Raw genomic sequence first — 13,647 nt, 5'->3', positions numbered from 1 at the left:
GATCTTGCAGTTGTGGTGCCTGACAAACCCGGACATCGTGGGAGTGTCGCGGCACCACAACTGCAAGATCGACGCGGGAAAGGGAACGGGCGGCGGCTGGCTACCTCTCCGCGCGGGGGATCGCCGTGGTCCCGCAGGCGCCGCTCGCCGCCGTCGAGGGCACCGACCGCGTCCGCACGGTGGCCCTGGCCGACGGCCGCCGGATGAGCGCCGACCTGGTCCTGCTCCGTCCTGGTCGGCCTGCCGAAGGAGGCCCCGGCCGTGCTGGCCGCCCTGCGCGGTTAGCGCAGCGGCGCCGATGCCCCGGCGGTCGGGTCAGCGCGCGCTTGGACACCGCCTTAGGTGTACTTGACGGTCATGTCCTCCACGATCACATGGTCGTTCAGCCGGTAGGCGATCCATACCGTGTCGACCTTCGAGCCCTCCTGCGACGAGAACGCGCAGAGATAGCGGATGTCGTAACGGTCCACCCACCGGTACCGGGTGCCGTAGCGGTCCCGGACGAGTTCGTTGAGGTCGCCCGGCGGCGTCCAGTACGGGTCATCGTGCCCGATGAACAGGCGCTCGCTGCCGTCCGCCTCCAACGCGACGCTGCTGCGCCGGGGTATGGGGCAGGGCTGCCAGGAGAAGTCGAGCTCCTGGCTCAGGTCAAGGTCCTTCCAGGACGTACCGTCCGACGATGACAATTCGTGCGTGCGGTATTTTTCATCGCAGTACGTGACGGCGACGCGACCGCTCCACGGTGCCGCGAGAATGCCGAGGAGGCGCCGGCCGAAGGGATCCTGGGCGGCGGTGTTGGCGCTGATCGGTTGGTCGCTCCACCCGAAGCCGGAGTTGACCAGAAGGTGGACGCGGTTGTCCGCCCGGTTCTCGTAGGCGATCATCTGCCGGTCACCCAGAATGGTCGCCGCGGGTCGCATCCACGTGTTCGTCGTCCCCGTCAGCACACTGAGGTTGCGCGCCTTCCAGCCGGTCCACGGGGTGTAGATCAGCTCCCACAGTGCTCCGTCCTCCTCGGACCTGAAGACGACGTGCTGGGCGTTGCCCTGCACGTAGGCGGTGATGCCGGACCCCCGCGGAGAGCCGGTGAGCGCAGTCAGGTCGGTAAGGTGCCAGGCCGGCTCAGTCGCACTCGTCCACATCTGCCAGATGTGGAAATCGTCGCCCTTGATGATCATGACCGAACCGCGGGCCCACTCCAGCCCGGGGGGATCGTACGGGTAGGCGACGGAGTCAGCGAGGACGAAGCCGTACTTGGGACCAGGCCCGGCCTGCGCGGACGCGGAGACCCAGGTCCAGTCTCGTTTCGAGCCGTAACTGCTGGCGACGACGATGCCCGTTTCGCCGCAGCTGCTCGGGTCGCTTTTCACGCAGGCGGAGGCATAGGCGACGTGTCGCCCGTTGTCCCATGGCGTCGCCCAACCAAGGATCCCTGTGGGTCCGTCGGGCATGGGCGGGGCACCCGCTGCCAACGTCAGGTCCGCCGATGTGAAGTAGCCCTCCCCGGCATGCGCGGCCGGGGCCGAGGCGACGCCGCAGGCCGCGACCACAACCGTCAGGATCTGGCACAGCCGGCGCCGTGCCCGAACGAACTGCACTCGGTGCCTCCCGCGGATAGGCGACATCGACAGCCTAAATATCGATGCATCGCCCGGACGGGTAGCGTCCGATTCTTGTCAATGGGTGCCTTCACTCCGTGAACGTCCTCGGTCGGCACACCGGCCGGTCAGGTGGTCGCCGCGGCCAGGGTCTCCGGGAAGAGGTCGTCGAAGACCGCCGTGCGTTCGAACGACATCGCGTGGGCGCGGCCGCGGTGCTCCAGGCGGCGGCGTTCGGGCTCCGGCAGGTCCAGGACCACGCGGTCCAGGGCCGCCGCCAGGCCGGCCACGTCGCCCGGCTCGACGATGACGGCCGTGTCGCCGACCGCCTCGCCGGTGCCGCCGGTCAGGGTCGTGACCACCGGGCCGCCGCCGGCCAGGAGCTTCTCGGTCAGCGCGATGCCGAAGGTCTCGACGAAGTCGGGCTCCGGGCGGGTCGGCAGCGCGTACGCCGCGCAGCCGCGCATGAGCAGCGGCTTCTCGGCGTCATCGACGTCGGTCAGGAAGACCACCCGCTCGTCCTCCTTGGCCATCGCCTGCACGTGCTCCAGGGCCGGGCCGGTGCCCGCGACCACGAGCTTGACCTTCGAGCGGCTGCGCATCTGGCCGTAGGCGATCACCAGGTCGTAGATGCCCTTCGCCCGGGCCACCCGGGACAGGAACAGCACGTAGCCGTCGCGCTCCAGGCCCCGGCGGGCCAGGGCCGCGTCCACCCGGGCGTCGTCGAGGTCGAGGTACGCCGACGCGTCGATCGGCGGGTACGACACCTCGACCCGCCGCCGGGCCTGGGCCGCGAACGTGGTGCCGCAGTGCGCGTCGACCCGCTCGGCCGCCGCCACGATCTCGTCGCGGGTGTACGCGGACACCGCCACCACCCGGTCGCTGCCGAGGAACGTGGTGAACAGGGCGACCGCGGCGCCGAAGCGGCCCTCGCGCAGGCAGGACTTGATCACGTTGGTGACGTCGGAGCCGACCGCCTTGGCGATCGTGCGCACGTCCGGGGCGAAGCCGGCCGCGCGCGCCGCCGTGACCGCGTCGGCGACCACGGCCGTGTGCGGCACGAGGTACATGGACAGACAGGTGGTCGGCACGGGCTCCATGAGCAGCTCGACCAGCCGGCCGGTGAGCCCGGCCAGGTGGCGCCCGTCCGGCACCCGGTAGTCCCCGACGGGCTCGGGGCGCTCGACGGTGATCCCCGGACTGTAGGGCAGCAGGCGGTCCAGCGGCTTCAACGGCAGCCCGGCCGCCTGCAGCGCCGGGACCGGCCAGGTCAGCAGGCGCACGTCAGTGAAGCCCCGGGTGAGGGCCACCTCGGCGATGTTGCGGGCCTCGCCGGAGTGGCCGCAGATGACCGGATCGGCGCGGACGACGATGACGAGACGGCGGGAGGTCATGCGGTACCTCCGGATCCCCTTCGCGGATCGGACAACGACGGCGGACGGGCCCGGCCTCCCCAGCTCGACGGCTGCGGGCCGAGACGGATGTGCAGCCGTCCGCCACGATGCACCTCGGTCCCGCTGAGGTGCGTGGCGTCCAGCTCCCGCCCGTTGAACGTGACCGCCTGCACGTACTGCGGCGGCGGGTCGTGCTCGATGCCGTCGGCGCCGATGGGCGTCTCGACGTGGCCGCTGGTCTCCACGACGAGCTCCCGGTCGCCGACCCGGATCGCGCCCTGCGCGAAGGCGGGCGCGTTGACGAGGAACAGGTTCTGCCCGGCGACGGGGAACAGGCCCAGCGACGCCCACACGTACCAGGCGCTCAGCCCGCCGGAGTCGTCGTTGCCCGGCAGCCCGCCCGGGCCGGTGCCGAACTGCCAGGTCAGCGCCGAGTGCACGATCTGGGTCGTGCGGTCGGGCCGGCCCGCGTAGTGGTAGGCCCACGGCGCTTCCATGTCGGGCTCGTTGTTGAGTCCCTCGAAGCGCTGCAGCGCGTAGCCGGCGGCCATCTCGGCCGGCTCCGGCCGGCGGCCCGGCTGGAGCACCGGCGGCGCGCCGAAGCCGAAGAAGCGGTCGAGGTTGTCGACGAACGCGGTGTCGCCGCCGCCGAGCGCGATGCGGGCGGCCATGTCGTGCAGCAGCCGGAACGAGTAGTTCCACTTGCCGCCCTCGTAGAACTCCGAGTCGCGCAGCAGCCCGGTCGCCGGGTCGAACGCGTTGACCCAGCCCCGGCTGCGCCGCTCGAGGTCGTCGGCGAGGGACACGTCGTTGAGCGCCCGCGCGACCTGGGCGGTGCAGTGGTGGGCGAACGCGAGGTCGAGCGTGTGGCTGATCGGGTGGACCACGCCGTGCTCGAAGAAGTCCTCGCCGTACATGCGGCGCAGGTCGTCGACCATGTGCACGAGCGCCCAGTTCCAGTCCAGGCCGGGCCGGCCGAGCGCGTGCGCGTCGGCGAGCGCGGTGTGCGCCAGGGCGCTGGCCTGCCGGAAGAACCGGTCGGCGCCGCGGGCCATCCGGTAGCCGATCGGGAAGTTGCCCTCCTCCTCGCACACCCGGATCAGCGACTCCAGCAGGTCCGTCGCCCGGTCCGGCGCGATCGCCGACAGCAGCGGCAGCTGGGTCTTGTAGATGTCCCACATGGTGCAGACGTCGAACGCGAACGGCCCCGAGTTGGGCCAGAACGGGCTCTCGTCGTCGGCGAAGCAGGGCTTGATGAGCGAGTGGTACAGCGCGGTCGTCATCACTCGCCGCCGCGCCGGCGTGCCGCCCTCGAACCGCACCCGGCCTAGGTGGTCCTGCCAGCGCTCGCGGGTCGCCGCGCACACCCGGTCGAACGCCGGGCCGTTGCCGCCGCACTCCAGCTCCAGGTTGCGCCGGGCCTGGTCGCAGCCGCGCAGCGAGAAGCCGAGCCGGATCTCGACGGTCTGGCCGGCGGTGGTCGGGCCCATGTACAGCATGCCGAACGGCCGCAGCGTGGTGGGCCGGATGCTGTCGAAGTCGAGGCGTGTCCCGCCGTCGATGAGGCGCCGGTCGTACCACAGCATCTGCCGCCAGCGCGGACTGTCGACCTCGACGTGCACCGAGAGCGGCACGCCCTCCATGACGACGGTGCCCTGCATGCGGCCGTGGCCCAGGCTCTCCGCGTGGGCCCGCAGGGGTACCGTCCGGCCGAGCTCGATGGCGAGCCCGCCGCACGACAGGTCGACGACCACCCGGGCGTTGCTGTGCTCCGGGAACGTGTACCGGTGGACCGCGACCTTCGCCCCGACGGTGATCTCGCACCGCACCCCCGTGCCGAGCGTCGCCGCGTAGTACCCGGGCTCGGCCACCTCGTTCGCCAGCGGCCACGAGCTGCCGAGGTCGTCCAGCGGCTGCACCATCGGCGTGACGCGGACGTAGTTGTAGTACTTGCGGATCGCCCCGGTGCCGGACTGCTGGAAGTGCGTGAAGCCCGACGCCTGCAGCCGGTCGAACATCTCCTCGGGCACGCCCTCGGTGTTCTTCGCGTACCGGCCGTAGCCCGTCGGGTAGGCGCCGGAGTACGCGCACGCGGAGACCATGCCCAGGGGCGACGTCGCGCCGGGGTGGGTGTTGCCGACCTGCGGCTTCGGCCACCACCACGTCGCGGCGAGGCCGCGCGGCTGGGGCAGGGCGGTCGCCGCGGTACCGATGAATGGGTCCACTTCGTCAAGAATGCGGGGACTCTACCCCGCCGCTCGGCCCCCGATGGTTTCAGCGACGTGAACTCCGCGGGCGAGCGTCGCCCGGATCGGGGATCGCCCGGGTCTGCATCGCGACGTGCGGGGCACGGTCACGTCCTCGGCTACGCTGCGATCATGCGGGTGCGGACGATGGACTACCACACCGGGGGCGAGCCGTTCGGTTTCGTGCTGCGATGATCCCGTACCTCGACGCCGGCGAGATCGCCCGCCGCCTGCCCCCGGCAGCGGCGGTGGCCGCGGTGGCGGCGGCGCTGCGCGGCGGCCTCGACCCGTCCGCGGGCGTGGCCCGCTCGTCGGTCCCGCTCCCGCAGGGCGAGCTGCTGCTCATGCCGGCCTGGTCGGCCGCGCACGCCGGAGTGAAGCTGGCGGCGGTCGCCCCCGGCAACCCGGCGCGCGGCCTGCCCCGGATCAATGCGGTCTACGTCCTGTTCGACGGGGCGACCCTGCGCCCGGTGGCGTTCCTGGACGGCGCCGCCCTGACGACGCTGCGCACCCCGGCGGTGTCGGTGGCCGCGATCCGCCGGTCCCTGCCGCCCCGACCGCTGCGCCTGGTGGTGTTCGGCGCCGGCCCCCAGGGCGTCGGCCACGTCGAGACGCTGGCCGCGGTGGCCTCGTTGGCGGAGGTGGACGTGGTGGTCCGCACGCCCGCTCGCGGGTCCGTCCCGTGGCGGGTCCACGAGGCCGGCGCTCCCGCGGTGGCGGACGCATTGGCCGCCGCGGACGTGGTGGTCTGCGCAACGACGGCGCGGGAGCCGCTGTTCGACTCCGCCGTGCTGTCCCCGTCGGCGATCGTGGTGGCGGTGGGCTCCCACGAGCCGGACGCCCGCGAGGTGGACGCGGCGTTCTGCGCCCGCGCGACGGTGGTGGTGGAGGACGTGACGACGGCCTTGCGGGAGTGCGGCGACGTGATCCAGGCGATCGCGGAGCACGCGCTGACCCCGGACGCCCTGGTGCCGATGGCGGAGGCGATCCGCCGCGCCGATCCGCTCGACGGCCCGCTGCTCTTCAAGGGCTCCGGCATGGCCTGGCAGGACCTGGTCGTCGCGGAGGCCGTCCTCGCGGCGGGCTAAGGCCAGTCATGAAACAGGCATTAGCCGCGGCGGGTGTGCCAGCGGCGCAACGTGTCGGCCTTGGCGGCCGCGCGGGCCTCGACCTCCTCGGTCAGGCCGTTGACCTCGGCGAAGAAGCGGATCGCGGCCAGCACGTCGCCGCACTCGTCCGCCAGCCGGCGGCGCAGGTCGCTGCCGTCATAATGGCGCGTCGCGCCGCCCGCCGCGATCAGCTTGCCCACCACCTGGGTGAGCTCGCCCGCCTCCTCGGCCATCTTGGCCAGGCCCGGCCACACATCCGACCCGATCGCATACGGGTGCTCGTCCACGGCCCCAGCCTACGGCCCGGTTGAGAGCCGGGGCCGGAGCGAGGCGGGATCTGGGCCCGCCGCGGCCCGGCCCCGGCGATGCAACCGGCTCAGGCCGGTCCTGTCGACCGGGCCGGCCGACGACTGGTCGAGACGCGGCGCCACCCACGAAGGCTGTCTACGCGACCGCCGCGTGCAGCGCCGCCAGCAAGGCGAGCGGGCGGGGGTCCGGGGAGGCGGCGCGGGCCTCGTTCATCGCGTACGAGAACGAGACGCCCAGCGACGGCCAGGCGCCGTGGCGGGAGCCGCCCGCGCCCGCGTGGCCGAAGGCGTCCGGCGGCGGGCCCAGCAGCGACAGCGGCGTGTTCAGCTCGAAGCCCGCCCCGAACGCCAGCGGGGTGCCCCACAGCGGGGACGTGCCGCGCCGCCGCAGGCGCCGGCCGAGGTCCACGGTGGACGGCTGGAGGACGCGCACGCCGTCCAGTTCGCCGCCGGCGGCCAGGCAGGCGTAGAAGCGGGCCATCGAGCGGGCCGTGGCGAACGCGCCGACCGCGGCCAGGCCCGCGCGGCGGAACGCCGGGCTGTTCCAGACCGCCGGGGAGTCCGTCACCACCAGGGGGTTGTGGGTCAGCACCCGCAGCGGGTCCGGGTCGGCCGGGACCGGGTCGAGGAGCAGGCCCGGGCCCGCGAGCATCGTCGAGGCGCGGTGGTGGTGCTCGTCCGGCAGGCCGAGGTACACCTCGAGGCCGAGCGGGGCGGCGAACTCGTCGGCGAAGAGGGCCCCGACGGTGCGGCCGTCGACCCGCCGGACCAGTTCCTCGACCAGCCAGCCCCAGGTCAGCGCGTGGTAGACGAACGCCGAGCGCGGGTCGGGGTCGGGGGCCTGCGCGGCCAGCCGGGCCGCCACCGCCCGGTGGTCGAGCAGGTCCGGGACCGGTTCCCGGACGCCGGGCAGGCGGGCCTGGTGGGAGAGGATCTCGGCGACGGTGATCGCGCCCTTGCCCGCGGCGGCGAACTCGGGCCAGTAGCGGGCCGCGGGCGCGTCCAGGTCGAGCCGGCCGCGCTCGGCGAGCAGCAGCACGCAGGCGGCGCTCAGGCCCTTCGCGCCGGAGAAGATCAGTTGCAGCGTGTCGGCCTGCCACGGGCGGCCGGTCGGCGGGTCGGCCACGCCGCCCCACAGGTCGACGACGAGCCGCCCGTGGTGGTACGCGGCGAACGCGGCGCCCACCTCCCCGTGCTCGGTGAAGTTGCGGTCGAAGGCCTCGGTCACGAGCGAGAACATGGCCAGATAGTACCGATCGGTTCGATCGCGGTCTAGGGTGATCGAAACAATCGGTACCATCTCTGGGAGGTCGGCATGTGGTGGCGTTCGCTCGGGCTCGCCGCCGGCACGGCCTGCGCGCTGGGCCTGGCCCGGTTCGCGTACGGCCTCTTCGTCCCGGCCATGTCCGCCGACCTGCACTGGACCCTCGCCCAGGCGGGCACGCTCACGACCGCGAACGGCGCCGGCTACCTGTTCGGCGCCCTGCTCGCGACGGTCCTGGCCGGGCGGGCCGGGCTCACCACCGTGTTCCGCGCCGGCATGGTGCTCACCGTGGCCTCGCTCGCCGCGACCGCCGCCGGGCCGGCCTATCCCGCGCTCGTCGCCGCCCGCACCCTCGGCGGTCTCGGCGGCGCCTGGACGTTCGTCGCCGGGGCGGCACTCGCCGGCCGGCTCGGCGGCACGCTGCCGATGACGGTGTACTTCGGGGGCGCCGGTGCCGGGGTGGCCGCCGCCGGCGGCGTGCTGCCGGCGCTGCTGGACGGCCACCCGGAGCGCTGGGCGCTCGGCTGGTGGCTGCTGACGCTCGGCGGCGTCGCGGCCCTGATCGCGAGCTGGCCGGCGGCCGCGGTCCCGGCCGCGGTGGACGGCCGGGATCCCGGTGCGGATCGTCCGGGGCCACCGCTGTGGCGGCTCGGGATCGCGTACCTGCTGTTCGGCGCCGGCTACCTCGGCTACGTCACGTTCCTCTCGGCGTACCTGGCGGCCCACCGCGCCGGCGTCGCCGTCACCAGCGCCGCCTGGGTCACGATCGGCCTCGCCGCGGTGGCCGCGCCCGTCCCGTGGCACCGCCCGATCGCGGCCTGGCCCGGCGTGCGGGCCCTGCGCTGCCTGCTCGTCGCCGTCGCCGTCGCCGCGGCGCTGCCCCTGCTGGGCTCGTCCCCGCCGGCCGTGGTCGCCTCGGCGCTGCTGTTCGGCGGCACGTTCATGATGGTCCCGGCGGCCGTCACCGCGCTCGTGTCGCGGGCCCGCCCGGCCGACCCGGCCCGCGCGCTGGCCGCGCTGACCGCGGTCTTCGCCGCCGGGCAGTCCCTCGGGCCGTGGCTCGCCGGGGCCCTCGCCGACCGCACCGGCCCGGCCGCGATCCCGGCCTGCGCCGCCGTCCTGTGCGCAGCCGCCGCCGCGGCCGCTACGGTGCGCCGTCCAGCGGCGGCAGCGTGACGGTCGGGTCGCCCAGCAGGACCAGGCTCTGCCGGTCGAACGCGGTGAGCCGCAGCCGGGTCAGCCGCGGGCGCTGCGCGTCCCGGCCGTCGACCAGCTCGCTCAGCCGGGCCGTCGCCGCTGCCGGGAGGTGCTCGGTGACGATCCGGTCTGTCCAAGAGCCGACCTGGCGTTCACCCGGAGGCCGTCATCCGCTCGCTCAGCTCCCACAGCCGCGCGGCCGCCGCCGGGTCGCGGGCCAGGGCGCTCGGCCGGGCGGGGCGGCAGTTGACGAAGTAGCCGCCGGTCACCCCGGCCAGGTCGGGGGAGGTGGCGAGGTACACCGGCGTCCGCGCCCCCGCCGCCGCGCCCGGCTGGAACCGCAGCACCAGCTGGACCGCACCGCCGAGCGCGCCGCCGACGTCGCGGCCGAGGCCCGTGCGGACGAACCCCGGGTGCAGGCAGTTGGCGGTCACCCCGCGGCCGGCCAGCCGCCGGGCCAGCTCCGCGGTCCACAGGACGTCGAGGAGCTTCGACAGCGGGTACGCCCCCTTGGGTCCGCCGTGGCCCAGCTCGTCCCACGGGATCGCCCGGACCTGCTTGTGGGCCGACGACGCCACGTTCACGATCCGCGCCGGCGCCGCCCGCTCCAGCGACTCGGTCAGCAGCCGGGTGAGCAGGAACGGCCCGAGGTAGTTGGTCGCGAACGTCAGCTCGAACCCGTCGGCGCTCACCGCGGGCCGGTGCACGATCACCCCGGCGTTGTTCACCAGGACATCGATCCGGTGGTACCGCGAGCGAACCGCCTCCGCCAGCCGCCGCACCTCGGCGAGGCTCGACAGGTCGGCGGTCAGCACCTCGACCCGCCCACCGGTCGCCCGCCGCCGGACCTGCTCGCCGGCCGCCGCGTCGCGCCCGACGACCACGACCGTGGCCCCGAGCCCGGCCAGCCGCACCGCCGTCTCGGCCCCGATCCCGCCGGTGCCCCCGGTGACCACGCACGTCTTGCCCGCCATCGTCGTCACGAGACGAGGTTGCCCCGCCGGGCCCGTCCCCGGCAAGCTCCGGGCCGGACGGGCACGGCCGTCATCCGCGAGCGACCCAGCGCCACGAGCACGGACGTCCACCCGCCCACTCGGACGTACGGGTACCGACGACCGTCTATGATCCACTGGTGGTGATCGCTGCGGTCTTTCTCGATGTCGGCGGGACGATCCTCGACGAGTCCCGCGAGTTCGAGACCTGGGCGGACTGGCTCGGCGTCCCGCGGCACACATTCTCGGCGGTCTTCGGTGCGGCGATCGCCCGGGGCCTGGACTGGCAGGAACCGTTCCGGGTCTTCCGGCCGGGTTTCGACCTCGCGGCCGAGCTCGAGCGCCGGGCGGCTGCCGGCCGGCCGGAGTCGTTCGGCGAAGAGGATCTCTACCCCGACGCGCGAGCGTGCCTGACCGCCTTGCAGGAACAGGGCCTGCTCGTGGGCCTGGCCGGCAACCAGCCGGCCCACGCCGAGCCGATCCTCCGCGCGCTCGGCCTCTCCGTGGACGTGATCGGCACGTCGGCCGGCTGGGGCGTGGCGAAGCCGTCGCCGGCCTTCTTCGAGCGGGTCGTCCGCGAAGGCGGAGGCGACGCGTCGTCGATCCTGTACGTCGGCGACCGGCCCGACAACGACGTCCGCCCGGCCGGCGAGGCCGGCATGCAGACCTGCCTGATCCGGCGCGGCCCGTGGGGTCACATCCTCGACCTGCCGGCCGTGGCCGACCGGTGCCTGTTCCGCATCGACTCGCTGGACGAGCTCCCGGGCCTGATCGCGCAGCACAACGCGGCGAGCGGCTAGGCAGCCGCCGCTGGTCAGGTCCCGGCGGCCAGCCGGGTCCAGTGGTCCAGGCCGGCCCGGGTGGCCTGGGTGTTCGGGTGCTCGGGGCCCAGCACCCGCTGCCGCACCGGCAGCAGCGCCTCGAACATGTCCCGTGCCCGCGCCGGGTCGCCCGCCTCGCCCGTCCACGCGGCCAGCCCGGCCAGGGCGAACAGCACGGTGGGATGTTCCCGGCCGAGCGTCCGCTCGCCGACCGGCACCAGCGCCGCGTACTGGTCCCGGGCGCCGGCCGGGTCGCCCGCCTCGCCCGTCCAGCGGGCGAGGTTGGACCGGGCGATGAGCGTCTGCCAGTTCTCGGGGCCGGAGACCCGTTCCCGGATCGGCAGCAGCGCCTCGTACAGCTCCCGGGCACGCACCGCGTCGCCCGCCTCGCCGGTGTTGTTGGCGAGGATGTCGCGCGCGGCGAGGGTGTCCGCGTTCTCCGGGCCCAGCACCCGTTCGAGGGTCGGCATCGCCGTCGCGAGCAGGTCCCGCGCCCGCGCCGCGTCGCCGGCCGCGCCGATGTAGAAGGCGTGGTGGATGCGGGCGTTCAGCGCGTTCGGCGACTCCGCGCCCAGGACCCGGTCCAGCAGCGGCAGCAGCGCCGCGAACCGGTCCCGGGCCTCGGCCTCGTGGCCCGCCTCGCCGACGTAGAGGGCGAGGTCGGCCGCCACGGTGAGGGCCTCCGGGTGCTCGGCGCCCAGGGTGCCGCGCAGCGCCTCGAGCCGCCGCTCCGACACCGTCCGGGCGGTGGCGTAGTCGCCGGCGGCGCGCAGGAACGAGGCCAGCGTGCCCAGCGCCCAGCCGGCCGGGTCGACCACGGCCAGCGCGTGCGGCAGCAGCTGCGCGCAGCGCGGCCAGGCCTCCGGCACCATCACGTCGTCCGGGATCGCCGCCTCGACCAGGGCCACCGCCGCCTCCGTCCAGGCCGCGCGGTCGTCCGGGTGCAGCTGGTCGAGCGTGACGGCCTGGACCAGCCGGTGCACGGACACGACCGCGCTCGGCGGGCCGATGAGGCTGTGCCGGCGCAGCCCGGCCACCGCGTCGTCGAGGCCGAACGGCGCGTCCCGCAGCCGCTGCAGCTCATCCCGTACCGCGTCCGGCACCGCGTCCGGGACCGGCGCCGGGTCGTCGAGCAGCAGCCGGAACGGGATGTCCTCCGGGGCGAGGCAGGACAGCAGCCGCAGCAGCGCGATCGACCCCGGGCTCGTCGCGGCGAGCTCGTCGAAGGCCAGCCCCCAGGTGGCGATCACCGAGGCGCGGTGCTCGGACGGCACCCCGCGCTCCAGCACGCCGGCCCGGTTGCGGCGCAGCAGCTCCAGGTAGTCGGCCAGGCTCCGCCCGGTCGACGCGACGAACCCGCCGGCCTGGGCCAGTGCGAGGGGCAGCCCGCCGAGCTGCTCGGCGATCGCCTCGGCCGACGCGGTGTCGTACTCGCCGGCCAGGTCGAGCAGGAACCGGGCCGCCGCCGCGCGGGTCAGCCCGCCGAGGTGCACCGCCTGCGACGCGGGCCAGTGCCCGTCCCGGGTGGTCACCAGCACGTGCCCGGTGCCCTGCGGCGGCAGCCACCGGCGCACCGCGGCGTGGTCGCGCACGTTGTCGAAGACGAGCAGCCACCGCCGGGGCAGCCGGGCGAGCGCGCCGTGCACCCGGGCCACCGGGTCGGGCTGCGCCAGGAGCCCGGCCGGGTCGAGCAGCTCGGCCAGCTCGTGGAACTGCGCGAGGAGCCCCGTGGCCTCCTCGGCGTGGAACATCCAGACGAGGTCGTACCCGTCGAGGTGGCGGTAGGCGTACTCCAGCGCCGCCGTCGTCTTGCCCACGCCGCCCAGCCCGCACAGGGCGACGACGCCGGGCCGCGGCGCGGCGGCCAGCCGGGCGCCGACCTCGGCCAGCAGCGCGTCGCGCCCCACGACCTGTCCCGGCCGCGGGTCGAGCCGCATCGGGTCGCCCGCCGCGACCCGCTGCTGGTACTGCAGGGTGCCGACCGCGATACCACCGTGACTGGCGACGACGGCGCCGTCGGTGCGTGGCTTCGGGACTGCGCCGGGAACGGTCAAGCCCGTTCCGTGCCCGGCGGCGGAGGGTACGTGGTGCTCGCCGGCCCGGTGATCGTGCCCGCCGCGATCCCGCCGTGGCTGGCGTGGATCGACACGTCCCGCCCGGCGGCGACCGCCGACCCGGACGCCGTGACCCCGCCGCCGCCCGTCGCGGCCAGCAGCTCCCGCAGCGGCCCGGCGGCCCCTGGGTCGGCCCGCAGCAGGTCCCGCAGCCGGGCCGTCCAGGCCGCGGCGAGCTCCCGCTCGGTGCCCGGGGCCAGGCTGCCCGCGTCCTCGTCGAGCGTCTCCAGGGCGAGCTGCTCGGCCCGCTGGTCGCCGCGCCCGAGCAGCCGGGCGAACCGGGACCGCAGCGCGTCCCAGCCGTCCTTGGCCATCGCGCCCACGAGGGCCGTCGCGGCACTCGTCGCGAGGGCCACCAACTCCGCATCCATGCCGCCCACCGTAGCCACGGCCGCCAAACGGGTGACGGCTCCGAGCGGCCACACTCGACGGCCGCTTCGGCCGACCCGTTCCGGGCCGTGCGGTGGGGTTGACGGCGTCGGCGAGAAACATACACTTCAAGTGCATATAGTCTGCCGAGGAGCCGCCATGACCGGTTCCGGAGCGAAGCGGAGGAGGCCGGTCATCATGGGCTCAGTGTGGAAGGCATGCGGCCGGAGCGAAG

General features: G+C 74.6%; 11 protein-coding genes. 3 read left to right on the top strand and 8 right to left on the bottom strand.

Translation table 11 applies throughout. The annotated features are described in order from the left end of the window. Positions 1 to 338 precede the first annotated feature (338 nt). The 3 genes from IEZ31_RS47420 to IEZ31_RS47410 all read right to left on the bottom strand — a co-directional run bounded on the left by IEZ31_RS47420 (position 339) and on the right by IEZ31_RS47410 (position 5,217). Entirely contained in the window at positions 339 to 1,598 is a 1,260-nt protein-coding gene (locus tag IEZ31_RS47420; RefSeq protein WP_190256709.1) for a hypothetical protein, read from the bottom strand. A gap of 128 nt (positions 1,599 to 1,726) precedes the next feature. Beyond that, on the bottom strand, positions 1,727 to 2,992 hold the full coding sequence (locus IEZ31_RS47415; protein WP_190256708.1) for a glycosyltransferase: 1,266 nt from the start codon (positions 2,990 to 2,992) through the stop codon (positions 1,727 to 1,729). After that, positions 2,989 to 5,217: a glycoside hydrolase domain-containing protein gene (locus IEZ31_RS47410; protein ID WP_229836960.1), complete on the bottom strand. Its 2,229-nt coding sequence runs from the start codon at positions 5,215 to 5,217 to the stop codon at positions 2,989 to 2,991. The genes IEZ31_RS47415 and IEZ31_RS47410 overlap by 4 nt, the downstream gene beginning before the upstream one ends. Positions 5,218 to 5,429: 212 nt before the next feature. Here IEZ31_RS47410 and IEZ31_RS47405 point away from each other — a divergent pair, with 212 nt between their 5' ends. Then, positions 5,430 to 6,326 carry an ornithine cyclodeaminase family protein gene (locus IEZ31_RS47405; RefSeq protein WP_190256707.1) on the top strand — a complete coding sequence of 299 codons (897 nt, stop codon included), beginning with the start codon at positions 5,430 to 5,432 and terminating at the stop codon, positions 6,324 to 6,326. Positions 6,327 to 6,346: 20 nt separating this feature from the next. On the opposite strand, the gene IEZ31_RS47400 is transcribed toward IEZ31_RS47405, so the two are convergent. Together IEZ31_RS47400 and IEZ31_RS47395 are read right to left on the bottom strand one after the other, a co-directional pair. Continuing rightward, positions 6,347 to 6,634, bottom strand: a complete 288-nt coding sequence (locus tag IEZ31_RS47400) for a nucleoside triphosphate pyrophosphohydrolase family protein (RefSeq protein WP_190256706.1) — start codon at positions 6,632 to 6,634, stop codon at positions 6,347 to 6,349. Positions 6,635 to 6,791: 157 nt separating this feature from the next. Beyond that, positions 6,792 to 7,895 carry a serine hydrolase domain-containing protein gene (locus tag IEZ31_RS47395; protein ID WP_190256705.1) on the bottom strand — a complete coding sequence of 368 codons (1,104 nt, stop codon included), beginning with the start codon at positions 7,893 to 7,895 and terminating at the stop codon, positions 6,792 to 6,794. Positions 7,896 to 7,970: 75 nt separating this feature from the next. Here IEZ31_RS47395 and IEZ31_RS47390 point away from each other — a divergent pair, with 75 nt between their 5' ends. Then, a complete protein-coding gene (locus IEZ31_RS47390) occupies positions 7,971 to 9,095 on the top strand; it encodes a YbfB/YjiJ family MFS transporter (RefSeq protein WP_190256704.1) in 1,125 nt (374 codons plus the stop codon). A gap of 173 nt (positions 9,096 to 9,268) precedes the next feature. Here IEZ31_RS47390 and IEZ31_RS47385 read toward each other — a convergent pair whose 3' ends face one another. Beyond that, complete coding sequence (locus IEZ31_RS47385; RefSeq protein ID WP_190256741.1) at positions 9,269 to 10,090, bottom strand: SDR family NAD(P)-dependent oxidoreductase; 822 nt, start codon at positions 10,088 to 10,090, stop codon at positions 9,269 to 9,271. 161 nt (positions 10,091 to 10,251) lie between these two features. Here IEZ31_RS47385 and IEZ31_RS47380 point away from each other — a divergent pair, with 161 nt between their 5' ends. After that, on the top strand, positions 10,252 to 10,908 hold the full coding sequence (locus IEZ31_RS47380) for an HAD family hydrolase (RefSeq protein WP_190256740.1): 657 nt from the start codon (positions 10,252 to 10,254) through the stop codon (positions 10,906 to 10,908). Between the two features lie 14 nt (positions 10,909 to 10,922). Here the strand turns inward: IEZ31_RS47380 and IEZ31_RS47375 are convergent, their stop codons facing one another. Together IEZ31_RS47375 and IEZ31_RS47370 are read right to left on the bottom strand one after the other, a co-directional pair. Continuing rightward, positions 10,923 to 12,983, bottom strand: a complete 2,061-nt coding sequence (locus tag IEZ31_RS47375; RefSeq protein WP_190256703.1) for a tetratricopeptide repeat protein — start codon at positions 12,981 to 12,983, stop codon at positions 10,923 to 10,925. Further along, positions 12,980 to 13,414, bottom strand: a complete 435-nt coding sequence (locus IEZ31_RS47370) for a hypothetical protein (RefSeq protein WP_190256702.1) — start codon at positions 13,412 to 13,414, stop codon at positions 12,980 to 12,982. Before IEZ31_RS47370 ends, IEZ31_RS47375 begins: the two co-directional genes overlap by 4 nt. Between the last annotated feature and the right edge of the window lie 233 nt (positions 13,415 to 13,647).

This window comes from Dactylosporangium sucinum (assembly GCF_014647515.1).
Taxonomy (GTDB): domain Bacteria; phylum Actinomycetota; class Actinomycetes; order Mycobacteriales; family Micromonosporaceae; genus Dactylosporangium; species Dactylosporangium sucinum.
This window is presented reverse-complemented; position numbering and strand designations above follow the sequence as displayed.